This window comes from Exiguobacterium sp. SRB7LM, assembly GCF_015712685.1.
In the GTDB taxonomy this organism is placed as follows: Bacteria; Bacillota; Bacilli; order Exiguobacteriales; family Exiguobacteriaceae; genus Exiguobacterium; species Exiguobacterium profundum.
In genome coordinates, this window is record NZ_VWVR01000006.1 from 630,536 (window position 1) to 654,434 (window position 23,899).

General features: G+C 46.0%; 25 protein-coding genes. 22 read left to right on the plus strand and 3 right to left on the minus strand.

Annotation, left to right across the window (positions count from 1 at the left end):
* The first annotated feature begins 10 nt into the window (after positions 1-10).
* The 11 genes from F3H97_RS04045 to nhaC all read left to right on the plus strand — a co-directional run bounded on the left by F3H97_RS04045 (position 11) and on the right by nhaC (position 10,615).
* The gene (locus F3H97_RS04045) at positions 11-640 is read left to right on the plus strand and encodes a hypothetical protein (RefSeq protein WP_196430619.1); all 630 of its coding nucleotides are present in this window, start codon (positions 11-13) and stop codon (positions 638-640) included.
* A 310-nt stretch (positions 641-950) separates the two neighbouring features.
* Positions 951-1,316 carry a hypothetical protein gene (locus F3H97_RS04050; RefSeq protein ID WP_196430620.1) on the plus strand — a complete coding sequence of 122 codons (366 nt, stop codon included), beginning with the start codon at positions 951-953 and terminating at the stop codon, positions 1,314-1,316.
* 133 nt (positions 1,317-1,449) lie between these two features.
* Positions 1,450-1,749: a hypothetical protein gene (locus F3H97_RS04055; protein ID WP_196430621.1), complete on the plus strand. Its 300-nt coding sequence runs from the start codon at positions 1,450-1,452 to the stop codon at positions 1,747-1,749.
* 242 nt (positions 1,750-1,991) lie between these two features.
* Positions 1,992-2,822, plus strand: a complete 831-nt coding sequence (locus F3H97_RS04060) for a formate/nitrite transporter family protein (RefSeq protein WP_370568602.1) — start codon at positions 1,992-1,994, stop codon at positions 2,820-2,822.
* 190 nt (positions 2,823-3,012) lie between these two features.
* Positions 3,013-4,863, plus strand: coding sequence for an anaerobic ribonucleoside triphosphate reductase (locus tag F3H97_RS04065; protein ID WP_196430623.1), 1,851 nt, complete (start codon positions 3,013-3,015; stop codon positions 4,861-4,863).
* Positions 4,841-5,296 carry an anaerobic ribonucleoside-triphosphate reductase activating protein gene (nrdG, locus tag F3H97_RS04070; protein WP_074037124.1) on the plus strand — a complete coding sequence of 152 codons (456 nt, stop codon included), beginning with the start codon at positions 4,841-4,843 and terminating at the stop codon, positions 5,294-5,296. The genes F3H97_RS04065 and nrdG overlap by 23 nt, the downstream gene beginning before the upstream one ends.
* Positions 5,297-5,350: 54 nt before the next feature.
* The gene (locus F3H97_RS04075) at positions 5,351-6,169 is read left to right on the plus strand and encodes a fumarylacetoacetate hydrolase family protein (RefSeq protein ID WP_196430624.1); all 819 of its coding nucleotides are present in this window, start codon (positions 5,351-5,353) and stop codon (positions 6,167-6,169) included.
* Positions 6,170-6,280: 111 nt separating this feature from the next.
* The gene (locus F3H97_RS04080; RefSeq protein ID WP_196430625.1) at positions 6,281-7,546 is read left to right on the plus strand and encodes a S1C family serine protease; all 1,266 of its coding nucleotides are present in this window, start codon (positions 6,281-6,283) and stop codon (positions 7,544-7,546) included.
* Between the two features lie 56 nt (positions 7,547-7,602).
* On the plus strand, positions 7,603-7,947 hold the full coding sequence (locus tag F3H97_RS04085) for a DoxX family protein (RefSeq protein WP_078146805.1): 345 nt from the start codon (positions 7,603-7,605) through the stop codon (positions 7,945-7,947).
* Between the two features lie 16 nt (positions 7,948-7,963).
* On the plus strand, positions 7,964-9,052 hold the full coding sequence (locus tag F3H97_RS04090; protein WP_196430626.1) for an amidohydrolase: 1,089 nt from the start codon (positions 7,964-7,966) through the stop codon (positions 9,050-9,052).
* A gap of 162 nt (positions 9,053-9,214) precedes the next feature.
* Complete coding sequence (nhaC, locus tag F3H97_RS04095; RefSeq protein ID WP_370568603.1) at positions 9,215-10,615, plus strand: Na+/H+ antiporter NhaC; 1,401 nt, start codon at positions 9,215-9,217, stop codon at positions 10,613-10,615.
* Positions 10,616-10,630: 15 nt separating this feature from the next.
* On the opposite strand, the gene F3H97_RS04100 is transcribed toward nhaC, so the two are convergent.
* The gene (locus tag F3H97_RS04100) at positions 10,631-11,830 is read right to left on the minus strand and encodes a hypothetical protein (RefSeq protein WP_196430628.1); all 1,200 of its coding nucleotides are present in this window, start codon (positions 11,828-11,830) and stop codon (positions 10,631-10,633) included.
* Positions 11,831-11,903: 73 nt separating this feature from the next.
* On the opposite strand from F3H97_RS04100, the gene F3H97_RS04105 reads away from it, so the two are divergent.
* Together F3H97_RS04105 and F3H97_RS04110 are read left to right on the plus strand one after the other, a co-directional pair.
* Entirely contained in the window at positions 11,904-13,040 is a 1,137-nt protein-coding gene (locus F3H97_RS04105; RefSeq protein WP_230872805.1) for a mandelate racemase/muconate lactonizing enzyme family protein, read from the plus strand.
* Positions 13,027-13,698: a hypothetical protein gene (locus F3H97_RS04110; RefSeq protein ID WP_196430630.1), complete on the plus strand. Its 672-nt coding sequence runs from the start codon at positions 13,027-13,029 to the stop codon at positions 13,696-13,698. Before F3H97_RS04105 ends, F3H97_RS04110 begins: the two co-directional genes overlap by 14 nt.
* 32 nt (positions 13,699-13,730) lie before the next feature.
* Here F3H97_RS04110 and F3H97_RS04115 read toward each other — a convergent pair whose 3' ends face one another.
* Positions 13,731-14,480, minus strand: coding sequence for a GDSL-type esterase/lipase family protein (locus tag F3H97_RS04115; RefSeq protein ID WP_196430631.1), 750 nt, complete (start codon positions 14,478-14,480; stop codon positions 13,731-13,733).
* Between the two features lie 118 nt (positions 14,481-14,598).
* Between F3H97_RS04115 and F3H97_RS04120 the strand changes: the two genes are divergently transcribed.
* The 8 genes from F3H97_RS04120 (at position 14,599) to hfq (ending at position 22,004) form a co-directional block, all read left to right on the plus strand.
* The gene (locus tag F3H97_RS04120; protein ID WP_012726176.1) at positions 14,599-15,519 is read left to right on the plus strand and encodes an ABC transporter ATP-binding protein; all 921 of its coding nucleotides are present in this window, start codon (positions 14,599-14,601) and stop codon (positions 15,517-15,519) included.
* Positions 15,512-16,510: an ABC transporter permease gene (locus F3H97_RS04125; protein ID WP_012726177.1), complete on the plus strand. Its 999-nt coding sequence runs from the start codon at positions 15,512-15,514 to the stop codon at positions 16,508-16,510. The genes F3H97_RS04120 and F3H97_RS04125 overlap by 8 nt, the downstream gene beginning before the upstream one ends.
* 175 nt (positions 16,511-16,685) lie before the next feature.
* Entirely contained in the window at positions 16,686-18,215 is a 1,530-nt protein-coding gene (locus F3H97_RS04130) for a M4 family metallopeptidase (RefSeq protein WP_196430632.1), read from the plus strand.
* Between the two features lie 95 nt (positions 18,216-18,310).
* Positions 18,311-19,171 carry a PPK2 family polyphosphate kinase gene (locus F3H97_RS04135; protein WP_196430633.1) on the plus strand — a complete coding sequence of 287 codons (861 nt, stop codon included), beginning with the start codon at positions 18,311-18,313 and terminating at the stop codon, positions 19,169-19,171.
* A 104-nt stretch (positions 19,172-19,275) separates the two neighbouring features.
* Positions 19,276-19,875 (plus strand): AmiS/UreI family transporter, encoded by a 600-nt coding sequence (locus F3H97_RS04140; protein ID WP_230872806.1) that lies wholly within the window; start codon positions 19,276-19,278, stop codon positions 19,873-19,875.
* 159 nt (positions 19,876-20,034) lie between these two features.
* A complete protein-coding gene (locus F3H97_RS04145) occupies positions 20,035-20,514 on the plus strand; it encodes an SMI1/KNR4 family protein (protein ID WP_196430635.1) in 480 nt (159 codons plus the stop codon).
* A 278-nt stretch (positions 20,515-20,792) separates the two neighbouring features.
* Positions 20,793-21,728, plus strand: coding sequence for a tRNA (adenosine(37)-N6)-dimethylallyltransferase MiaA (miaA, locus tag F3H97_RS04150; protein WP_196430636.1), 936 nt, complete (start codon positions 20,793-20,795; stop codon positions 21,726-21,728).
* A gap of 27 nt (positions 21,729-21,755) precedes the next feature.
* Positions 21,756-22,004, plus strand: coding sequence for an RNA chaperone Hfq (gene hfq, locus F3H97_RS04155; protein ID WP_012726185.1), 249 nt, complete (start codon positions 21,756-21,758; stop codon positions 22,002-22,004).
* Between the two features lie 38 nt (positions 22,005-22,042).
* Here the strand turns inward: hfq and F3H97_RS04160 are convergent, their stop codons facing one another.
* Complete coding sequence (locus tag F3H97_RS04160; RefSeq protein ID WP_074037109.1) at positions 22,043-22,555, minus strand: hypothetical protein; 513 nt, start codon at positions 22,553-22,555, stop codon at positions 22,043-22,045.
* Positions 22,556-22,710: 155 nt separating this feature from the next.
* On the opposite strand from F3H97_RS04160, the gene F3H97_RS04165 reads away from it, so the two are divergent.
* A complete protein-coding gene (locus tag F3H97_RS04165; RefSeq protein WP_196430637.1) occupies positions 22,711-23,889 on the plus strand; it encodes an HD domain-containing protein in 1,179 nt (392 codons plus the stop codon).
* The last annotated feature ends 10 nt before the right edge of the window (positions 23,890-23,899 follow it).

Genomic DNA, 23,899 nt, shown 5'->3' on the forward strand with positions numbered 1-23,899 from the left:
GGTGATCGCTATGCAAGAGCTTACAATTATTGAAAGGAAACGTCTATTAGAGCATCTTGAAGATAATTTAGATAATTATTTCATTATAGGTGAAATTAAAAAGGTATATGAGATCACTAGTTATGATGATTTAACTATTAACGATAACCAAAAAGCTTTAATTGATTTTTTGGTTTACCAAAATGTATATCCAATAGTCATAACATTTATATTATCTAAAAATATAAGTCAGGATAATGAGATGGTTGAAAAAATGGATTCAAGGAAAATTAAATATTCTATGAACTATTGCTCTGAGGATGAGAATTCTATTTATTACTGCAATGCAAAAATAGAAAACGAAAAAGATTTAAGGTTTTTGATTAACGAAACGTACTGGATGTCTGCTCAAAATGGGTTTTATAACATTATCTTTAAAGATAAATTGAATTTCACTTTAAAAAAATATGGTAAGTGGCTGTTCTCTAGAACTCAATTTGTACATTTAATTGATATGAGTCTACCAACTTCTTTTATTAAAATAGATGGAGATGGACTCGGGTTTATTTTGTTTTCTAATGAAAAAAAATATGAATCTATTGAAGAATTAACAAAGAATTTACCTCAAAAATTTTACATAGATTATTTAAACGAAAAATGAATTATGAGGGCCTCAGTTTGAGCATGTTTTAACTCATAGTCGAGTTACATAGATACTATGAAAAATGATATGTATGATGAGGTTTGGGGGTCTACTCATGATGACTCTTTGTTAGAATTATATAAACTGATAATAGTGGGTTTATCGATGTGAGAAATACAGTTCGTAGAGTTGGAATAAGAGTAAATTTAGCCAGATCATATAGCTTTGTATCATGATGTTCATTTATACAATCAAAATTATTAAAACCATTTAAAACTTGTGAAGCCATGTAGTTAAGTAGCACATATTCCATACAGAAGGTGAAAAAATGAAAGCTCAGGAAATATTAAGAGAAATCGAAAAAATACACTACTGGGATGCGCGCGTTTTAGGATTCGATTGCCGTTATTTTGGAGATGAAGTTTTACTAATAATCGAAGAAGAAAATGAAAATTATCACCATCAGATTGAATTTTTAGGTTGTATAAAAGTAGACATATCTGCTCCACTCGACGATCGAATAGTGCCTGTAAGAGAATTAAGCAGATTACAGCTCCCCTATTTCATGCATGATGTTAGTATAACAAGTTATGTACTTGAAGAAACAGAGGTATTTGTATGTAATTTGATTTTCCCTCCAGCAAGCGCTGAAATTCATTTCACTAAGATAAGAATCGGAAAGGAATATCACTGATAAATTTTACAATGTCTGAATTGCAATAGTCGACCAAGAGACAGTTAATAAATATTTATTGAACTATCATAAAATGTAGTGATTACAGAAGAACATTACAATGCAATTCATAAAATTGAGTGAGGTGTATTATATGTCATACAAATCGATACAATCGCTTTTACCTGTTAAAGAAAAGGCAATCCTGCTGGATCAGGTCGAAGGATTGAATAGATATCTTTGTATTTTACCGAACGATGAGTTAGAAAGTCAGTTTGGAGATTTTGAAGAGTTCACAAACCAAGGCTTTACAGTTGTAGGTTATGAAGATGTGCTAGGAGATTTTGTAGGAGTGGAGTTAAAAAGTGGACAACTTTTGATTGTTAATCATGAAACGCTTCATGTAGAGGAAAGATTAAAATTAACATTTGATGAACTCATGAAAAAGGATTAATCCCTTATTTGAACGATTGGTTTCATAAACTTTGTCTTATTATTCTCCCGAAAATCGGGAGAATTTTTCTTTGTCACAAATCCGCCATATGTAAACGATTACGATGTGAACACTCTGTCAATTCCCGCGAGAGGTGATTGCCAACAGAGACTGTACAGTTTATATTGTTAATGATTTCACATATTAGAACTGATACTTTCCTATTTAATTATTCAGAAAGAAGGGTTTGTGACATGGCATCAATGGAAATCCATGCACTCGAATCATTACGAAAAAAAGCACAGGCTTCCTCGCAAATGATTCATTATCGTCCAATGGAATACTTTTTACGGGCGATGTTAGCCGGGATCTTTATCGGCTTTGCTTCAATCTTCACGTTGAAAGTCGTCAACGGTATGTATTTAGCGGAATCTCCGTTCACGACACTCATTGGGGGCTTCTCGTTCGGGATCGCGCTCGTCATGATTATCTATGGGGGAGCGGAATTGTTCACGGGGAATACGATGTATTTCACAACGTCGACACTTCGCGGTTATACGACGCTTAGTGATACGATGCTCGTCTGGTTGCTCTGCTTCGTCGGGAACGCACTCGGGGGAATCCTATTTGCGTTACTACTTGCACCGACTGGCGTCATCCAAGAGCTCGGGATGAACAACTGGTTGTTCTCCGTTGTTGAGGGGAAAATGCACCATACGACGGTCGAAATTTTCTTCCGCGCCATCTTCTGTAACTGGATGGTCTGTCTCGCTATTTTCTTACCGAAACAAATGAAAAATGAGTTCGCTCAAATCTTCTCGATGATTTTTCTTGTCGCGGTCTTCTTCGCTTCGGGATTCGACCACGTCATCGCCAACTTCGTCTTGTTCGCCTTGACGCTCGTCGTCCCACACCCGGAGACGATTAGCATGGCAGGTGCAATTCACAACTTGATTCCTGCAACGTTCGGTAACATTATCGGTGGAGCGCTCTTCATGGGAGCCATCTATACGTGGCTCAACTCGAAGGGTCTCCGTGAAGCACAAGAATTAGAGGAAGAAGTCGAATTAAAAGTTGTAAAAGCTGTTAAATAAATGATGTTTGTCACATGTAGCGTAGAGCCTTGTCTTATCGAAGACGAGGCTCTTTTTTATCGTATGCCACAAGTAAACTGTCACAATATCGACTCGTGACCATCGAGAAAAACACATGCCATAATCTATATATAGGATTTATAAAACGATTAATATTGTTTTGAATCCATATATAGTGAGGTGATGGGTTTTGAAATTACTGCAGTTGTATGAGGACGTCTGCATCTTACCAGATCAAGACTTAGTACAAGAGAATGCGAACGTGGACGGTAAATCCCCGCTCGGGAAACTAGCACGACTCTCTTCGGAAGTGTCGAAAGAACTATCGCAGACGTATTTGATGTCGGAGCGACCAAAACAGGCCGTCACTGATAACTATTTATACGTGCACGACGCCGACTATTACATCACAGGCTCGACGACATGTTGTCAAATTCCACTCGGTCAATTATTAAAAGATGGATTCCATACGGGGCATGGAACAATCAGGTCACCAAAGGACATTCGCTCCGCCATGGCACTCGCATCGATCATCCTTCAAGCGAATCAAAATATGCAACACGGGGGGCAGGCGTTCCCGATGTTTGACGTCGACTTGGCACCGTATGTCGAGAAGACATATGAGCGTCAACTGAGCCGACTCCAATCCTTACCCGTTGACTGGGAAGAAACGCAATTGGAGACACTCGCGGAAGAAGAGACGATTTCGGCGACGTATCAGGCGTGTGAGGCGTTCATCCACAATGCGAACTCGATGCACTCAAGAGGTGGTGGGCAAGTGCCTTTCGTTTCGATCAATTATGGAACGGACACATCAAAGTGGGGACGTATCCTCATTCGAGAGCTACTTCGTGCCACGGAACGTGGGTTAGGGAACGGGGAGACTCCGATTTTTCCTATTCAAATCTTTAAAGTGAAGGAAGGAATCAACTTTCGGGAGGACGATCTGAACGTCGATCTTTTCCGTGAAGCGTGTCGGGTCACAGGAAAACGGCTATTTCCGAATTTTTCCTTCATCGATGCCCCGTTCAATGCCGCTTACTATGATGGGACGCATGCATCTGAAGTGGCATATATGGGTTGCCGCACTCGGGTCATGGGAAACCGACACGGAGAAGAGACGTCGATCGGTCGTGGCAATCTTTCCTTTTCCACACTCAACTTGGTGAAGATGGCACTTGTCTCGGAGTCGATCTCGGATTTTTACAGCATTCTCAACCGATATGTCGACATCGGGATCGAACAGTTGGTCGAGCGTTTCGAATATCAATGTACGCGTCGCGCTGAAGAATTTCGTTTCCTCTACACACAAGGTGTCTGGCGTGGAAGTGAGCAGTTACATATTCATGATGAAGTCCGAGACGTATTGAAACAAGGAACGCTTTCACTCGGTTTCATCGGACTCGCTGAAACGTTGAAGGTGTTGACGGGAGGTACACATGCTGAGTCGCGTGAAGCGGAGCGACTCGGTCTTGACATCGTCACGCATTTGGCCAATCGCATGCGTGCGGCAGCCGAAACGTACGACTTGAACTTTTCGTTGCTCGCGACACCGGCAGAAGGATTGTCAGGTAAATTTGTGACGCGAGACCAGGAAACGTTTGGGATGATTGAAGGTGTCACTAATCGTGCCTTTTATACAAATTCATTCCACGTGCCGGTCTATCAGTCTGTATCAATTCGTGAGAAAATCCGAATCGAGGCACCGTATCACGAATTGTGTGACGCGGGACATATTTCATATGTCGAAGTCGATGGGTCACTTGCCCACAATGCGGAAGCGGTGGAATCGATTGTCCGCTTGATGCGACAGCATGATATCGGCTACGGTTCCATCAATCATCCGGTCGATCGTTGCGGAAATTGTGGGTTAGAAGGACTGATTGACGATGCCTGTCCGACGTGTGGCGAGGATACAAACATTGAACGAATCCGCCGCATCACCGGTTATTTGGTCGGGACGATGGACCGTTGGAATACGGCGAAGCGAGAAGAAGAGCGGGCGAGGGTGAAACACGATGCGCATTCTATCCGTCGTTGAAGAATCCGTCGTTGACGGACCGGGGATTCGGACGGTCATCTTTACTGCTGGCTGTCCGCATCACTGTAAAGGGTGTCACAATCCTTCCTCGTGGAATCCAACCGGGGGTGAGGATGTCGAAGTAGAGGAACTTGTTCAACGCGTCAAGCTCAGTGGTTGGGACGGGGTGACCATTTCTGGAGGCGAACCGTTTCTTCAATCGTCAGCGTTAGCAAAACTCGTCACGGCATGTAAGTCGCTCGGTAAAAATGTGTGGGTGTATACGGGTTATACGCTCGAACAGTTGGAAGCGATGCATGACGAAGCGATTCAAACCGTGTTGGACTACGCCGATGTGCTCGTCGACGGTCGTTACGAGCAGTCGCTACGAGATATGGGACTTCGTTTTCGAGGATCGAGTAATCAACGGATCATCTTTTTGAATAAAGTATAATCGAGGCAGAGATGTCTCGATTTTTTGTATAATGATGAAAAAGGGGGAGTTTTAATGAAATGGTGTAGTTTTGAGATGCAGGAAGAGCAACGAGTGGGGATTGTCAAAGGCGATTTCGTTTTTGATGTCAGCAATCAAGTACATACGACAAATTTATTAGAAGTGATCGCGCGTGAGTTCGAACCAGATATCGATTTGGACGTGGCGCCCTCATACCGAATGACGGATGTGAAATTACTCGCCCCGTACCGTCCATTGAAAAACGTGATTTGTATCGGCAAGAACTACGAAGAACACGTGAAAGAGATGGATACAGCAGGAGCAGGGAAACTCGTCATCTTCACGAAAGCACCGACCTCGGTCGTCGGTCCGGAAGCGGTCATTGAGCGTCATCCTGAATTGACGGACAAACTTGACTATGAAGGTGAGCTCGCCGTCATCATCGGCAAGTCTGGACGAGACATCGAAGCGGTCGAGGAGCACATTTTCGGTTACACCATTCTAAACGATGTGACGGCTCGAGACGTGCAAAAAGAACATGTCCAATTCTTCCGTGGCAAGTCGTTCGATACGTTTTGTCCGATAGGACCGTTCGTCGTCACACCGGACGAGCTCCAGTTCCCTCTCCAAATCAAAACAAGTGTCAATGGGGAGACGCGTCAAGACGGGACGACAGCCGATATGATTCGTCCGATTGATGAACTCATTCGTACACTGTCGAAAGGCATGACGCTCGAAGCGGGTGACATCATCGCGACGGGGACACCAGCCGGAGTTGGGCACGGGATGACGCCACCGACGTATCTACAAACGGGAGACACGGTCGAAGTGACGATTGAAGGTCTCGGTACGTTAAGAAATGTGATTGTCTGAATGAAATGACGTAAAATGTGAAGAATCTTGTAATTCATTTATCATTTTATAAATGAATGTTCCTCTTCGTTATAGTAAGGGTAGAAGATAACACAGAGGAGATGAATCATTATGGATCGTCACGATCAATCAAATGAACACGATCAATTACATGAATCAGAGCAACAAAAAGATTGGTTAGATACAGAACTCGGTTCATCCAACCGAGAAGAGACAAAAGTACGAACACAATCAAAACCGTCATTCGTCAGCCGTATGTTCCCGGGACTTGTCGGTGGAGTCATCGGAGCGTTGTTGACGGGCGCAATCGCATATCCGTTCATCGACCAACCCGCGACGAGTGTGAGTGACACGAACGTGACCTCGCAAGGGACTCCGGTCCAAACGTCATCGAACGTATCCGATTCTTCGGTCACAAATGCCGTCGCGACAGCTCAACCGGCCGTCGTGACTGTAAACAACTTCGCCCAAACCGGATTCTCGAGTGAGGCTGTCGAGGCTGGAGTCGGGTCGGGCGTCATCTATAAAAAAGAAGGCGACTCAGCATATATCGCGACGAACCATCATGTCGTCAACGGGGCTGATAAATTGACGGTCACTTTCAATGACGGGACGACTGCGGAAGCGACACTCATGGGAAGTGACGCGACGTATGACTTGGCCGTCTTAAAAGTAGACGCTGATAAGGTACCGGCCGTTATCTCAATCGGGAAATCGAGTGAGTTGAAACCGGGACAAACGGTCATCGCCATCGGGAATCCGCTCGGACAATTCGAGAACTCCGTGACACGCGGTGTCGTCTCATCGACGTCACGTCTCGTACCGGTCGATACAGATGAGAACGGACAGGCCGACTTCAACGCCGAGGTCATTCAAACGGATGCGGCCATCAATCCGGGGAACTCAGGTGGTGCGTTAATCAACGAAGAAGGACAACTCGTCGGGATCAACTCGATGAAAATTGCGACAGCAGAAGTAGAAGGGGTCGGATTCTCAATCCCGGTCGACATCGCGTTGCCGCTCATCAATCAAATTGAACAGACGGGAGAAGTGAATCATCCGTCACTCGGCGTCTCACTTCGTGACGTATCAGAGTTCCCTCCAGGTTACTTGACGGAACAAATCAACTTACCTGAATCGGTGACAGCTGGAACAATCATCGTGGAAGTGCAACAAAATAGTTCTGCTGCGAAAGCGGGTCTTGAAGCGCGTGACGTCATCGTGAAAATCAATGACAAAGACGTCAGCTCGTTTATCGATCTCCGTAGTGAATTGATTCGAGACACGGATGGAACGGTCGATATCGAATATGTCCGTGACGGAAAAACGGAAACGGTTCAAGTCGAGATTCAAAATGCGAACGGTTCTGCATTGTAAAAGGTGGGCAATATGCCCGCCTTTTTTGCTATGCTTATACAAAAGGAGGATGAGTTATGGTACGAAATTTATATGGGGTGTTACTCTTCGGGGCAGGAATTTTACATTTTGTCAGAGAAAAGGCGTTCATGTCGATTATTCCGAAGTCTTGGCCGTTCCGTCGATTGATGGTACAACTGAGCGGAGTCGTTGAAGTCGTCTTCGGGGCGATGCTCTTACTGAACAAAGGAACATCGTTCGTAAAACGGACGCTACCGGCATTCTTTATCGCTGTCTTCCCGGCAAATATCAATATGGCCGTGAAGCCATCTAGAATCGGCGGGAAGGTCATTCCGAAATGGATTACATGGGGACGACTCCCGCTTCAATGGGTTTTGATCAAAGGTGTCAAAAAAATATAAAGGTGTGGAGATACATATGACAAGCGTATTGAAATGGTTTGAACATTTTCATGCACATCCAGAAGTCAGTTGGAAAGAGGTTGAAACGACGCGTACGATTGCCTCGATTTTATCAGACTGGTCGATTCCCCATCGAACGTTTGAGGACGTGACCGGGGTGATCGCAGAGATTGGGTCGGGAGAAGACGTGATTGCGGTCCGCGCCGATATCGACGCGTTATGGCAACAAGTGGACGGTACGTTTCGAGCGAACCATTCATGTGGGCACGACGCGAACATCAGCATGGTACTCGGTGCGCTCGAACAGTTGAAAGATGAGGCATTACAGAAACGAATCCGCTTTATCTTCCAACCTGCCGAAGAGCAAGGAAACGGTTCGCTCGCCATGATCGAACGAGGTGCGCTCGAAGACGTGACGCAACTGTTCGGGATTCATTTGCGTCCACAAGAAGAGTTGAAGAAAGGCCAATACGCGGCGGCAATTCAACATGGGGCTGCCTTCTTCCTAAAAGGAGAAGTGCTTGGAGATGATGCCCATGGAGCGAGACCACATCAAGGGCAGAATGCACTCGATGTCATCTTCACGATTCAACACATGTTAAAAAGCATTTACTTGTCACCGTTTGAGCCACACTCCGTCAAGTTGACAAAAGTCCATGCTGGAAGTGACAACATGAACATCATTCCAGGAAATGCGACGTTCTCGATTGATGTCCGTGCCCAACAAAATGAAGAATTGCTCGAACTGCGAAATCGTGTCGAAGACATGCTACTCCATGTCGGGCAGCTTCATCGTGTGAAACTGGAATGGGAGTGGCAAGACTTCACACCGGGAGCGGTCGTTGGGGAACAGTCAAGTCAGATTGCGAAGCAGGCGATTGAGCAACGCTTCGGTCAGTCGGCTCTCGTCGAACGGATCGTCACGTCAGGTAGCGATGATTTTCATTTCTATACCGTCGAGAAACCGTCACTTGATGCGACGATGATTGGAATCGGCGCTGATTTAGGTCCAGGCCTTCATCATCCGCATATGACGTTTGACCATGACGCGTTAGAAGATGGGGCACGCCTACTTGCGGATGCGCTCCGAATTGCAGCAACATAATTCAGAATGAGTGGGATAGACAGATGTCTGTCCACTCATTTTTTTATTGCATCACATAAGTGTAAGCGCTATCATAACGTTATTAGCGACAATATAACGACAATTCTGAATTTTCGCTATAGGGGAGGAAGTTAGATGGAAACAACGGGGAACAAGCAAGACATGAAGTTAGGGTGGGCGCTCATGCCACTCGGGGTGATGATCGTCGTCATGCTCATCTCGATCGTTAAGCTCGGTCAAGGTCCACACATCCCGCTCATCGTCGGAACGGCAGTCGCTTCAATCGTCGCCTGGCGTCACGGGTTCAAGTGGAAAGAGATTGAAGAGATGATGTATAAAGGGATTCGTCTCGCCTTACCGGCAGTCGTCATCATCATTTTGGTCGGGTTGACGATTGGGGCATGGATCGGTGGAGGAATTGTTGCCACGATGATCTATTTCGGACTGAAGATCATCTCACCGGCATACTTTTTGTTAACGATTTGTCTCATCTGTGCGGTCGTCGCGCTCTCAATCGGGAGTTCATGGTCGACGATGGGTACGATTGGAGTAGCGGGGATGGGCATCGGGCTGAGTATGGGGATACCGGCGCCGATGGTAGCGGGGGCTGTCATCTCAGGAGCTTACTTCGGGGATAAGATGTCGCCTTTGTCAGACACGACAAACTTGGCGGCAGGATTAACTCATACGAATTTATTTGTACATATTCGACACATGCTCTATACGACAATTCCAGGACTCATCATTGCACTCGGGGTATACGCATGGCTCGGTAGACGATTTGCAGATTCTTCGACAGACTCGTCTGAAATCACACAGACATTGACGATTTTAGAGGACAGTTTTGTCATCTCACCATGGTTACTCGTCGTACCGCTCGCCGTCATTTTGCTCGTCGCGAAGAAGGTGCCGGCGATTCCAGCGCTCGTCGTCGGGATTGCCCTAGGTTTCTTGGCTCAAGTGTTCATCCAAGGGGGCACGCTTGCGGACAGCGTAGGCGCTCTTCAAAGTGGCTATGTCATTGATACGGGTAATGAACTGGTCGATAACCTCTTCAGCCGAGGTGGTCTTGATGCGATGATGTACACGGTCTCGATGACCATCGTCGCGATGACGTTCGGTGGGATTTTAGAATATTCGGGGATGCTACAATCCATTATGAACCAAATTTTGAAGTTGGCGAAAACGGCAGGTTCATTGATCGCTTCAACGATTTTAGCGGGAGTTGCGACGAATGCGACGTGTTCGGAGCAGTATATCTCAATCGTCGTTCCGTCACGCATGTTTGCTGGAGCGTATGAAAAAATGGGACTGCAGTCGAAAAACTTATCTCGTGCCCTCGAGGATGGAGGGACGTTGACATCCGTGTTTATCCCGTGGAACACGTGTGGGGTATTCATCCTCGGCACACTCGGGGTCGGAGCTTTCGAATATGCACCGTATGCCGTCTTGAACTTCATTGTACCGGTCATTTCGATTGTATATGCCTTCACGGGGTATACGATTGAGCGCATGGCGGTCATCCAACAGGAAGAACCTGTCGCGGAACAAGCGGCTCAATAAAACGATTCCCGGTCGTCAATCGACCGGGAATTGAAATTTATAGACGGTGCGCGGACGACCTTGGCTGTAGCTCATCTCTTCGCCAATCGGATGAACGAGTTTTGCATCAACCAATTTTTTGATGAGTCGCTCTGTCGTGCGACGTGTCACATTTAAATGGTCGGTCAGCTCTTTCGCTGTAAACTCGAAATGGTCCGTTGAAAAATGAATGAGCTTTTCGATATTTGTCGGACTCATACCCGTCTTTTTCATCATGTCATAGACATGCGTTTGCGTGACGCGGAAATGAATCGGTGTCGGTTGATCGGTGAACGTCATTCGTTTTGAATCGTCGACGATGCGTATAGCGGCATTGTTTGTCGTATGAAGGGCAAGTTCGGCATGCTCAACGGCGCGTTGATAATCGGAACCATACCCGATCCCTACATGACCAGAAATGTTCTCTGACAAGATGGAACCGTTTGACATGGCGGAGTCAATCTTTCCTTTACTCGATAATAGGACGATACCGTCTTGAGTGGTCTCCATCAATTTACCACCGAAATAATGATGTGTTGTCACATGGTTGAGCGTATCTTCACTGGCATCCGAGTAGAAGAGCACGGCGAGTTGTGACTGGTCTGATTTGTTCAATCGAATCTGTTGAATAAAATCATGGAAGTGGTGGAGAATTCTCTCTTCTGGCTCAATCATGAGTTGACTAGCAAAACCATTTTCCACTAAGTGTCGATGAACTCGCTCGACACTCGTCAAAGCGAATCGAGTCGTCCCAGTTCGTTGAAGTTGCTCATGAAACGAAATCAACTCTTCGAAATTCATATACGGATTAAGTACTTTCACTTGCGGTGGCGACATGTGTCTTGGAAACGATGCTAAAATCGATTCAAGTCGTGACGCATCAACGAGATCGATGGAGAGCTCTTCGATTCGGAGCTGTTGTGTCAATGTCACGTATAAAAGTGACGTCAACAACACAACATCATCTTGAACGACGTGATGGGCAAATGGAAGGGTCGCTTCCTCCGTCGCATACGTATAAGGGAATGAACCGGAGAAGAACACTCCGTCAAAAAATAGGAGTTTCGTAGCGATGTCTTTCGCTTCTCGCGGGTCATCATAAGAAAATCCCTCGATTCGAACATCGGGTAAAGAAGAACCGTTCCGTACCTGTTGTATAAACGATGGTGAGCCGACAACGGCGATATGGATGGACATTGAAAATCCCCCTTGCAATTTAGCGACTATATAACGACAATATAGAGGAAAGAGCAGTTGAAGTAAAGGAGTGATGAACGTGAATATTCAAAAAATAGAAATTTTCTCGGTTCGCTTTCCATTAAAGGTACCATTCATCGTCAGTTATCACCGTTATGATGATATGCCATCTGTCATCGTCAAAATGACGACCGCATGTGGACTTGTCGGATATGGAGAAGCCGTGGCGGATGAGCATGTGACGGGTGAGTCCGCTGAGAGCACGGTCAGCGTCCTACGTCATCTATTGTCTCCGCTCTTAATCGGAAAAAATCCGATGCACTTAGAGCATATTCATGACGAAATGGACCGTGCGATTCGTGGTGTTCCGGCTGCCAAAGCAGCACTCGATATCGCCTGTCATGATGTGATCGGGAAAAAGCTGAATCAACCCATCTACGAATGGATTGGCGGTCGGTACCATGAGTCATTCCCAGTCACGCACGTCTTGAGTATCGGAGAGCCGAACCATATGGCACAAGAGGCACTCGAACAAATGAAACGAGGCTATACGGCAGTGAAGATGAAGGTCGGAGTCGATGTGCAAACGGATGTGGCGCGTGTCAAGGCGGTACGGGAAGCGGTAGGAAATGACGTGCCGATTCGAGTCGATGTTAACCAGGGATGGGTCAACGCGGCCAATACGGGTCAAGCCATGCGTCTACTCGAACCGTATGGCATCGATTGGGTCGAACAACCGGTCAAGGCGGATGATTTTGAAGGCATGCTCGAAGTGAAACAAAAAATTTCCGTTCCGCTCATGATGGATGAAGGGCTGAAAGACGTTCACGATATGAGACGCTTGACGATGATGCAGGCAGCCCATAAAGCGAACATCAAGCTGATGAAGTGTGGTGGCATCTATCCGGCGAAAAAGTTGGTTCATATGGCGGAAATGTCCGGAATCGAATGCCAGATCGGTTCCATGGTCGAATCCTCTATTGCATCGAGTGCAGGATTCCACGTCGCTTTCTCGAGTAAAATCGTGAAGACGGTCGAGTTGACGGGCCCGCTCCGATTCGGGAAAGATGTCGGCAACTTATTATATGATTTACCAATCATCTCGCTGAACAATCGTCCGGGACTCGGTATTGACGTCGATGAGGACGTGTTGCGTGAATTGACGACGGATTCTTACGTGGTTGGAGATGAGTCGCATGTGGAAAGGTGAGATCAAAGATCTTTCCCTTCATGTTTGTGTTCTAGGCTTGTCCGATTTACCGGAACTGTTGTCCGTCCAAGATGCGGTCATTCAGGCATTGGCTGAACCAGAACATTATCAATCGCTATCAGTTGAAGAGTTCACGAAACTATTGAATGACCAGACATTGATTGGGGCAAGATCAGATGGTCGGATTATTGCGTTCCGAGCGATGCTCATCCCACCGATTGATGCGGAGCATCTAGGACGAGATATCGGATGGCCGGATGATTCGCTTGAACGTGTCCTTTATCAGGAAGTGACGAATGTCCACCCAGACTTCCGTGGATATGGACTACAGACACATTTGGGCAAATTACTAATGAAACAAGTTGAATCGGATAACCGTTTCGATGTCGTCTGTGCGACCGTTGCTCCATTCAATATTCCAAGCATGAAAGACAAGTTTTCTCTCGGACTTCGAATCGGGGCGTTGAAAGAAAAGTACGGCGGGAAACTCCGCTATATTTTTTACAAAGAGATGCATCGTTCGTGGCATCCCACATCAGTTGCGCAAGATGTACCGATGGAAGATCGTGGGCGACAAGTTGAGTTGCTTCAAGCTGGTTGGGTAGGGACGGGCATGATGAAACAAGGGGAGCAGTGGATCGTTCGATATGAGAAGTAAAAAAATCCTCGTCAAGCTGACGAGGATTTTGGTTATTCGAGAACGAAGAGTACATCATTCGCGAATTTCTCATACGTACGGTCACTCGGGTGGAACTGGTCGGTCGCAAGGTCTCTTGATAAGTCAGAGATGTAGGCGAACGGGTCGATCACATCGATATTCTGCGCATTCGCCAATTGTTTCGCGGATGCGTTCCAATCGAGGATGAGCTGATTGAATGCTTGTCCATTCTCATCATTTTGAAACGGATTGTATAGACCGATATACACGATGGTTGCTGAATCGTTGAGTGATCGAATTTCAGAGAAAATCGTTTCTAAATTCGTCTTCGCGTCCGTGACCACTTGTTGAATATCGACGGATTCGAAGTTATCGACGTTTTCCCCACGGTTGAACAAATCGTTTCCACCGATGGTCAACGTGATATATCGTGCGTTCTCAATCGTCCGACGCACTTCAGGTTGCTCGAGTTGAGTGAGTAAATCTTCTGTTCGTGCCCCAGACACGGCAAGGTTTTGCGTACGTACTCCTTCTTCTTCAAGAGCAGTGCTGACAGGCTGTACATATCCTGCGCCTGATGTTGACCCGACACCGCGTGTCAACGAATCGCCTAATGCGACGTAGACGTCTCCTTGTGGTTCAGGGCGTTCGTCTTCGGAGACGGAAAGTGTTCGCTCCGGCGGATTGACGATATCCTGATAGCCGATCCATAGACCATATAAGGCGATTCCCGTTAAAAGAACGGCGCCACTTAAAAATGCATACCATTTCGACTGTTTCATGGGCTGACCTCGCTTTCTATATGAACATCATATCAAAAATGTGTGGATGTGCCCTATGTGAATGTTCGAATAGGACAGATTCACTTTTGTCCGATAGAATAAAGAAAGAGGTGAGACAATGGAACCGACGTTAAAGCTACATCAACTAACAAAAGTGATTGGAAAAAAGACGATTATCGATAACATTTCGTTAGACGTCTACCCGGGTGAGGTCTTCGGATTTTTAGGACCGAATGGCGCCGGGAAGACGACGACGATTCGAATGATTGTTGGCTTGATCAAACCGACGAAAGGAAATGTATCGATTTGTGGGTATCGTGTTGACAAACAATTTGTCCAAGCGATGAATCAAATCGGAGCAATCGTCGAGAACCCAGAGCTGTATAAGTTTTTATCCGGACGTGAGAACTTAGAAGCGTTCGCACGCATGTTACCTGGAGTCGATGATAAGCGAATCCAAGAAGTCATTGACCTCGTCGATTTGACCGCTCGAATCGATGATAAAGTGAAGACGTACTCTCTCGGGATGCGACAACGACTCGGGATTGCCCAAGCGCTATTAAACAATCCACGGGTGCTGATCTTGGATGAGCCGACGAACGGGCTCGATCCGATGGGGATTCGAGATTTACGACTTTTCATTCGTCGACTCGTAGAAGAAACGGGACTGAGTGTTCTCGTATCGAGTCATATCCTGGCCGAGATTGAACTACTAGCGGACCGAGTCGCCATCATGTCGCGAGGCAAGATTGTCAAGGTGGGGACGGTCCATGCTTTAATCGAAGAACTCGCGTCAACGGTCGACTTACATGTGACGAATAGCTTTGAAGTATTACCGATCGTTCAAGGGTACGAAGGAATCGACCAAGCGGACGTGGTGGACGAACGGACGATTCGTATATCCATGAACGTGGAAGAGACGGCGAAGTTGAATCGCTATTTGATGGAAAGAGACGTCGAGGTGTTCGGACTCGAGCGCCGTGTCCAAACGTTAGAGGACCTCTTCATCACGTTGACAGGCGGTGATCACATTGCCTAATCCATCGATGCTCGGCCTCATTCGTAATGAAGTGCTCAAGATTCATCGGAAACGCAGATTGATGGTCGTCTCTATCATCTTGATCGTACTTGTTTCGATGTTCACGTATGCGAACTATCGTCAAATCGAGAAACAACGAGAAGAACAAGGAACGATTGATTGGCGTGTCGATCTACAACAAGAGATCATCGATACACAAAACCGACTCGCCTCCGCGAACGTCCAAGACGAGTTCCGGCAGATCCTTGAGTTCCAAGTCCAACAGAATCAGTATTATCTTGATAATGATATCAATCCGAATTATCCCGGAGCTCCGACGTTTATGCGTGTCTTCTTCTCCCAAGGGACAACGCTTGTCCTACCACTGTTCATTATCGTATTGATGGCAGATATCGTGAGCGGAGAACATAACGATGGGACAATCAAGACGCTGTTATCGCGACCAGTCCGGCGATATAAGATTTTGCTCGCCAAATGGCTGACGACACTCCTCTATACATCGATCTTAATATTTGTGACCGCCGTCGTCAGTTACGCCATATCCGGAATCGTTCTCGGCTGGGACGGATGGAACGCTCCGATTTTGACCGGTTTCCAAGCTTCGCCGACCGGAACATTCTCGACCGACTTTGTGCATACATTGCCGATGTGGGAGTACCTGCTTATGTCGATGGGTCTTTCATGGCTCGTCGTGGCTGCGGTCGGAACAATTTCTCTCATGATTTCTGTTTTGGTGAAAAATACGGCGACTGGAATCGGAATCATGATGGCTGTCCTCATCTCGGGGCCATTATTGACATCGCTTGGTTCAAACTGGGATAGCTCGAAATACCTGGTGAACGTCAACTTCGGTCTTCATACCTATTTGGAAGGACAGGCTCCCCCGATTGATGGGATGACGTTACCGTTTTCGTTACTCGTCATTCTCATTTGGTCCATGGCCGCCTTGGCGTATGCGTTTTACCACTTTACCCAAAAAGATGTGTATTAATTATTCGTGCTCCTTTCCTAAGGAGCACGAATTTTTTTTGGATAAAATTAGGTCGTAAATAGAATGAATGGTTCTAAATACTCAATATTATGAATTATCAAAATAATTAAAAAGATGGATACAGCCTTTGTGGGAAAGTGTGTAAAGTAAGAATCATCACAAAGGAGGTAAACACATGAAAAAAGTTGTTTCTACATCATTAATCGCAGGCGTATTGCTCGTACCACAATTGGTCGGTGCGGCAGAATTGAAGTCAGGCACTCTGACGAAACCATCAGAAAGTGCACCGACAACGATTGTAAAAGAATACGTCAAATCAAAAGGTGAGTTCAAGACGATCGAGTCGAAATCAGACAAAGTCGGGAAAGTGGTTAAGCTCCAACAGACAGTTGATGGCGTGCCAGTATTCGGTGGTGTGGTAGTCGGTGTCGTAGATGAAGCGGGTCAATTGAAGACAGTCGTGGATGATGCGAAATCGGTCAAGAACCTACATAAGTCGATCAAGTTAACTGAAAAGAAAGCCATCGCGAGTTACAAAAAGCTTGTCGGACATAAAGGGGCCTACGAGCTCGAACCGGAAGCGGAATTGATTGTTTATCCAAAAGGTGAGAAGTCGGTTTATGCATATCAAGTGACCGGAACAATCCTTGAAGCGGAAGAGCCGTCACGTTGGACATACTTCATCGATGCTGGAACAGGTGAGGTACTTAATAAATTTGACCAGTTAGCTCATGCAAGACCGACGAACGGTGTGACAGGTACGACATATACGGGAACGGGAATCGATGTTCTCGGCTACAGCCAAACGTTCAAGACAACGAAGAGCGGATCTTACTATTATCTCCAAGATTCAACGCGTGGAAAGGGAATCTATACGTACGATGCGAAAAACCGTACGACACTCCCAGGTTCGCTATGGGCTGACGTGGATAACGTCTTGAACACGACTTATGACCGTGCCGCTGTCTCTGCACACGTCAACGCGACAAAGACATATGATTTCTACAAAAACACTTACGGACGGAACAGCTATGACAACGCCGGAGCTGCATTGAACTCAACGGTTCACTATAGCCGTAGCTACAACAATGCGTTCTGGGACGGAAGTAAGATGGTATACGGAGACGGAGACGGTCAAACGTTCACGTATCTTTCAGGTGCGCTTGACGTAGTCGCTCACGAATTGACTCACGCGGTCACGGAGTACACGGCAGGATTAATCTATCAAAACGAGTCCGGGGCGATCAACGAAGCAGTATCGGATATCTTAGGTACAGTGGCGGAATATAGCGTCGGCACAAACTTCGACTGGTTGGTAGGGGAAGACATCTACACACCTGGTGTAGCGGGCGACGGACTTCGTTCGATGGCGAACCCGGCTGCATACGGTGACCCAGATCACTACTCGAAACGTTACACAGGCACACAAGACAATGGTGGGGTTCACATCAACTCAGGTATCGTCAACAAAGCGGCATACCTCTTAGGTAACGGTGGATCGCACTACGGCGTATCGGTGCAAGGAGTAGGAGTCATGGCGATGGGGGATATCTATTACCGTGCCCTCAATGTTTACTTGACACCAACGTCTAACTTCTCAAGCCTTCGTCAAGCGGTCGTACAATCTGCGAAAGACCTTTACGGTGCGACAAGTCCGCAAGCGGTATCAGCTGCGAAATCATTTGACGCTGTCGGAATCTACTAAGTTCTCAACATCTCTTCCGAAATTTTCGGAAGAGATTTTCTTATGCAGTTTTTGGGTAAATCAAAGTTGAACGTCGAGCGAAAAGGAGAACGAGTATGAACACGAAGGAATTTATTGTGTCACCAAACAGCAAGATTCAATTAGATGATATTCCAACGACTGTTTCAGACAAACCGGAGGATGACATCTTGACGACTGAACTCATCCCGAACAGTGTCGAGCGATTGAAAGAGCTACATTGGCGATTGTATGCCGAGAGTAAGAAAGGGATTATTGTCGTCTTACAGGCGCTTGATGCGGGTGGGAAAGATGAGGCAATCAGCTATATCTTTTCAAATTTGAACGCCCAAGGACTGAAGACGAATGCGTTTCAAAAACCTTCTGATACAGAAAAAAAGCACGACTATCTGTGGCGAATGCATGACTTATTACCTGAAAGAGGTCAGGTCGGGATTTTGAACCGATCTCATTATGAAGAGGTCATTGCACCTCGTGTACATGATTTGTTGGGGGACGAAGTACTTCCGGAGGAAATGGACCAGGAAGAGGTCTGGCAGATGCGATATCGTCAAATCAACGATTATGAACGCTATTTACAGGAAAACGGATTCGAAGTCATCAAGTTCTTTTTCAATGTATCTAAAGATAAACAACGAGACCGTTTGCTTGAACGATTAAAGGATCCGAAAAAGAATTGGGAATTCTCCTTCAGTGACATCGAAGAGCGGCAGCATTGGGAAGAATATCAAGGAATCTTTGCCGAGATGTTGTCGCACACATCAACGGAAGTCTCACCCTGGTATGTGTTGCCGGCAGATGATGAGTGGTATAGTCGTTTTGTTATTTCGTCAGTCATGATTGAAGTTCTTGAACGCATTGATCCACAATATCCGACTTTCACGGATGAGGAACAAGAGCGAATCGACGAGGCCATCCAAACCCTTGAGAACGAGTAGGGCGTGGCGTTCTCGTGAACACTTAAAAATCCCCTTGCACTGAAAGCGAATTCAAGCTAAAGTGATACAGTAGATTAAAGGTCAGACATCTGTACAAAGGGGTAATGAGTGTGGGTAATGTAAGTTTACTATTCGGTGGCGTCGCACTGTTTTTAAATAGTCTCGTTCTTCTCGGGAAAGTGGAGAGCAAGAGCGCAGGATTTTTTAGTTTGTTTACGGGACTCTTACAAACGTTTATCGCCACATGGTTATTGATTGGGGCGAGTCCAGAAGAGCAATTCGGTCTTGCGAGTATCTATCTATTTGCGTTCACTTATTTATATGTAGGGGTGACGTTTATTTTGAATTTAGACGGACGTGGCGTTGGCTGGTTCTCATTATTCGTTTCGATTGCAGCCGCTTTTTACGGTGTGATGGCGATTGCAGAAAGTGATCCGATGGGGGCATTGACGTGGTTCTTCTGGTCATTCCTTTGGGCGCTGTTCTTTTTTGGAATGGGACTCGGGAAACCGAACGAGACCATCACAGCACGTGTCGCCCTCGTATTATCATGGTTGACGCTGATTGTCCCGGCGATGGTTGGGATGGCTGGACTGATGAACGGATGGTATGACATGGTTTGGTGGGCGGCGAGCGGTACGGCAATCCTGTATTTCATCGTCTCTGTCAAACGTACGAAACAGACGATTGAAATTGCTTCATGAAGAATTAAAAAACGATTCGAGGACATCGGACGCGATCAAGTCGTGCCCGATGTCCTTTTTTATTGAACGCTGAAAGGTCGATATATGCAATACTTAGAAAAATGGAAATGAATGATACGGTACGAATGTCGTTAATTCTCAAAAAGTGGGGTTGAGTTGATGATTGCACTTGAAGCGTTGAAAAGTAGGCTCGTCAATAATCAGATTGAAATACAAAATGAAGAGGGATATGTAGACACGTTACACTTTTCATTCAGTGAGCCCGCGACGGAAGTCGAAATCAAGCGATTGAAGCAAATGATGCCAAATGACGTTATCCAATTTTTAAAGAGCCATAATGGTGTTGAACTATTTGTCCATCCGACATATAGTGGAGGGATTCGACTCTTTAGTGTGGATGAAATCATCGAATATCGTGAAATATGGGAGTGCCCTGAACAATTCATCCCCGTCGGTGTCGGGAGAGATGGGGAATGGATTGTTTGCGAGGTCTTAAGCGAAAATGAGAACTACATTTGGATTGGGGAATTTTTGACGTACACAAATGACACCGAAAAACTTCCGGTGGATTATAGACGCTGGTTCGACTATTTGATTGTCGCCCAAGGTGCTCATTTTTGGGATTGGTTCAGAGGTTAATAGATGATGATTGAATATTTGATTTGAATGATGATGATGGAATGCGCACTCTTTATTGAGTGTGCTTTTTTACAGTTGTTTTTGTGTCTAAAATGTGAAAAGTGGGAATGAGGAAGCTAAAGGAGGCGAAAGCAGATGAGTGATGGTCTCGTGTTATTACTCGGATTACTTTTATGTGGTTGGATGCTGTTTGCCGTCGTGTTTGATGATAGAATAAAAAGAAGAATTTGATGGCCCGTCTCGTGAGGAGACGGGTTTTTAATTGAGGAGTGAGATGTATGAAAAAAACACCTGTCGTCGTCATCGTCGGTCCGACCGCTGTTGGCAAAACGAAGACGGGCATCGAACTAGCAAAAGCGTTCGACGGCGAGATCGTCTCGGGTGATTCGGTTCAAGTGTACCGGGGCATGGACATCGGTTCAGCAAAAGTGACGAAAGAAGAGGCCGAAGGGATCCCGCATCATTTGATTGATATTTGTGACCCGGATGATGCTATGAGTGTCGCGATGTTCCAACAATTGGCGCGTGCCGCCATCGATGATATTTATGCCCGTGGCAAGTTACCGATTATCGTCGGTGGGACGGGGCTATACATTCGCTCGATCTTATATGATTATGAATTTGTGGAGCAACCTGTCGATGAAGCACTGCGGGCTGAACTCGAACGGTTTGCAGAAGTCGAAGGGCGTGAAGCGCTACATCAACGATTGGTCCAACTTGACCCAGAGCGTGCGGCTACGATTCATCCAAATAACGTGCGTCGCGTCGTACGGGCGCTCGAGGTAGCGATGCAAGGGGATACACAGACGACGGACAGTGCGCCATCCGAACATTATGATTATCGATTGTTCGTCCTCCACGCAGATCGTGAGATATTATACGACCGAATCAATCAACGCGTCGATGCGATGATGGAAGCAGGACTTGTCGAAGAAGTCGAACGACTTTTGGCACAAGGATATCGTGATACGCAGGCGATGCGAGCCATCGGATATAAGGAAATGATTCCCTTTATCGATGGAAAGATGTCGAAAGAGAAAGCGACCGACTTGCTTAAACAGCACACAAGACAGTTCGCGAAACGACAATTAACTTGGTTCCGTCATCAATTTGATGGAATTTGGGTGGATATGGGTCGAAAATCATTTGAACTATCATATAAAAATATTTATGATGATGTAGAGGGGTTTTTTCGAAAATTCCGATTATTTTAAAGAGATAAAGACTAGGGGGAATCCAGCATGAAAGCGAGCTACAACATTCAAGACCATTTTTTGAATCAACTTCGAAAAGAAATGGTACCAACGACCGTATTTTTAGTAAGCGGGTTTCAAATTCGAGGTGTCATCAAGTCATTTGATAACTTTACTGTCATCGTCGAGTCGGAAGGTCGTCAACAATTGATCTATAAGCATGCGATTTCGACATTCTCTCCGGCACGTAATGTAACACTATATGAGCCGGATGCAGTTGAAGTAACAGAAGGATGAGCATAAGAAAAGGAGCGGCCCGGGGACCGCTCCTTTTCTTATGCCGTTTTTGTCGTTCCGGGTTGTTTGATTGCCTCAAGAACACGCTGGATAGCGCATCCACCGAGGAGCGAATCCATTTGACCACAAATCTGAGTCGGCGTTGAACGGTGTAACAATGCGTATGTTCGCTTCCAAGCACGCTCTGCTGATTGGATTCGGACTAACAGGTCGGCATGGCTCAGTTCTTTTAGTTTATCAATATTGAGTCGGTTCGTTCGAGCGAAAGCAGACAGGATAACCGCCTTCGCTAACGGCGTCTGAAGAGGATAACCAGAAAGCTCAAGCGCCGCCATAGCCCCTTTCATCTCATGCTCGACGATTTTGTCGAGTGATGCATCTTTGGCATATGGATTACCGGAAAGATGCGTGAGTGACTGTTCTAAGTCCTGCATCCCTACCGGACAAGTTGACGCTTGCAAAATATGTTCAATGGATTGTTGCTCTTGTGCATAACGTGTCGCTTCCCCCGAGGCGATGAAACGTTCATACGTATCGATTAATGAAATCATTATCGTTTCCCCCTTTATCGAACTACCTTTATCGTATCAATAATCGTAAGCGCTTTCAATATAATGATGGCAAAATCGACACCCTACTAGAAAGTATGTTCGCCTAATAGACGGAAACACGATACAATGTCATAAGATGCGAGGAGGGAATAATTATGAACTATTATCAACAAATTGATCCGGTCATTGGTTCATCGATGAACCATGATCGATTTCAAATACCACAAATAGACAAATCAAAGGAACGTTTAGACCAGTTAGCGGATGGGGCCCCTGTCCAAACAAAAGCGCTCGTCAGTACAGTCGAGGTTAGAGAAGGGAAGAATGGTGCGAAATGGCTTCAACTAAGTGTCACAACGGCGAACGGGATGATGCGTGCCAAACATTGGCTCCGTGGAAATGAAAGTGAACTGCTTCCAATCTACGAGTCGGGTGTCATCGAATTATCAGGGAAAATCGATGTCTATCCAAAACCGGATGGCGCAAAATCGATTACGATTGACCGCGTACATCCTATCTCAAAAGATGAGGCAATCTCGTTATTACCAGGCTTGCCAGGGGATGAGACGATGGAGCAGTTTGCGGATGAATTGTTCAGTTTGATTGATACGTTGTCACCGACCTATCAACAGCTCGCCTATGGCCTCCTTGATTTCGTTTGGGATGATTTCGTACTATCGCCAGCGGCACTCTACCACCATCATAACTATGCGGGAGGTCTATTAAAGCATACCGTGTGTATGCTTCGTCTCGGTTATCGGATTCAAGAGCAAGATGACTATTTGGCGATGGTGTTTCGTGTAATCAAAGAAGCGGAGCAGTTGCACAAAGTCGACCTTTGGAATACGATGAACGGTGTTAAAATCGAACAGGCATATAAAGGAACGTTTGAATCGCTGTATGCCGCCTGTGAAGCGATGGCCGAGCGGAAAGAACCGTTGAGTTGGGATGAACTCGCACTTGGAATCCTTTTCCACGATATCGGAAAAATATATGAATACAGCCATCTGTTATCTAGTCCGAATCGTTTTGAAAAGCTATCTCCCGTTGAGGGCACAAGTGAAACGACCGGCATCTCCATCAACCCGATGGGCACATTGATCGGGCATATGCCATACGGTGGGCTATTGTTTGAAGAAACGTTACGCCAGACGTCGACGCGACTGCCATTGGATGTCCATCATCGGATCTGGCACATGATTTTATCACATCATGGGAAACGTGAGTGGGGGTCGAGTGTCCTCCCAATGACGACGGAGGCTTGGATGCTTCACTTGATTGATTTATTGGATGCGCGTTATGAGAAATGGGCTCGCGCGCACGAAGATTTGTAAGAAAAGGGTG

Excerpts from the sequence above, each read along its gene's own strand:
- F3H97_RS04080 (WP_196430625.1), top strand. The coding sequence starts at position 6,281 with ATGGATCGTCACGATCAATCAAATGAACACGATCAATTACATGAATCA.
- nrdG (WP_074037124.1), top strand. The coding sequence starts at position 4,841 with ATGCGCATTCTATCCGTCGTTGAAGAATCCGTCGTTGACGGACCGGGG.
- F3H97_RS04045 (WP_196430619.1), top strand. The coding sequence starts at position 11 with ATGCAAGAGCTTACAATTATTGAAAGGAAACGTCTATTAGAGCATCTT.
- F3H97_RS04135 (WP_196430633.1), top strand. The coding sequence starts at position 18,311 with ATGAACACGAAGGAATTTATTGTGTCACCAAACAGCAAGATTCAATTA.
- F3H97_RS04090 (WP_196430626.1), top strand. The coding sequence starts at position 7,964 with ATGACAAGCGTATTGAAATGGTTTGAACATTTTCATGCACATCCAGAA.
- F3H97_RS04055 (WP_196430621.1), top strand. The coding sequence starts at position 1,450 with ATGTCATACAAATCGATACAATCGCTTTTACCTGTTAAAGAAAAGGCA.
- F3H97_RS04160 (WP_074037109.1), bottom strand. The coding sequence starts at position 22,555 with ATGATTTCATTAATCGATACGTATGAACGTTTCATCGCCTCGGGGGAA.
- hfq (WP_012726185.1), top strand. The coding sequence starts at position 21,756 with ATGAAAGCGAGCTACAACATTCAAGACCATTTTTTGAATCAACTTCGA.
- F3H97_RS04140 (WP_230872806.1), top strand. The coding sequence starts at position 19,276 with ATGAGTGTGGGTAATGTAAGTTTACTATTCGGTGGCGTCGCACTGTTT.
- nhaC (WP_370568603.1), top strand. The coding sequence starts at position 9,215 with ATGAAGTTAGGGTGGGCGCTCATGCCACTCGGGGTGATGATCGTCGTC.
- F3H97_RS04100 (WP_196430628.1), bottom strand. The coding sequence starts at position 11,830 with ATGTCCATCCATATCGCCGTTGTCGGCTCACCATCGTTTATACAACAG.
- F3H97_RS04145 (WP_196430635.1), top strand. The coding sequence starts at position 20,035 with ATGATTGCACTTGAAGCGTTGAAAAGTAGGCTCGTCAATAATCAGATT.
- F3H97_RS04120 (WP_012726176.1), top strand. The coding sequence starts at position 14,599 with ATGGAACCGACGTTAAAGCTACATCAACTAACAAAAGTGATTGGAAAA.
- miaA (WP_196430636.1), top strand. The coding sequence starts at position 20,793 with ATGAAAAAAACACCTGTCGTCGTCATCGTCGGTCCGACCGCTGTTGGC.
- F3H97_RS04050 (WP_196430620.1), top strand. The coding sequence starts at position 951 with ATGAAAGCTCAGGAAATATTAAGAGAAATCGAAAAAATACACTACTGG.
- F3H97_RS04115 (WP_196430631.1), bottom strand. The coding sequence starts at position 14,480 with ATGAAACAGTCGAAATGGTATGCATTTTTAAGTGGCGCCGTTCTTTTA.
- F3H97_RS04075 (WP_196430624.1), top strand. The coding sequence starts at position 5,351 with ATGAAATGGTGTAGTTTTGAGATGCAGGAAGAGCAACGAGTGGGGATT.
- F3H97_RS04060 (WP_370568602.1), top strand. The coding sequence starts at position 1,992 with ATGGAAATCCATGCACTCGAATCATTACGAAAAAAAGCACAGGCTTCC.
- F3H97_RS04085 (WP_078146805.1), top strand. The coding sequence starts at position 7,603 with ATGGTACGAAATTTATATGGGGTGTTACTCTTCGGGGCAGGAATTTTA.
- F3H97_RS04165 (WP_196430637.1), top strand. The coding sequence starts at position 22,711 with ATGAACTATTATCAACAAATTGATCCGGTCATTGGTTCATCGATGAAC.
- F3H97_RS04110 (WP_196430630.1), top strand. The coding sequence starts at position 13,027 with ATGTGGAAAGGTGAGATCAAAGATCTTTCCCTTCATGTTTGTGTTCTA.
- F3H97_RS04105 (WP_230872805.1), top strand. The coding sequence starts at position 11,904 with ATGAACGTGAATATTCAAAAAATAGAAATTTTCTCGGTTCGCTTTCCA.
- F3H97_RS04130 (WP_196430632.1), top strand. The coding sequence starts at position 16,686 with ATGAAAAAAGTTGTTTCTACATCATTAATCGCAGGCGTATTGCTCGTA.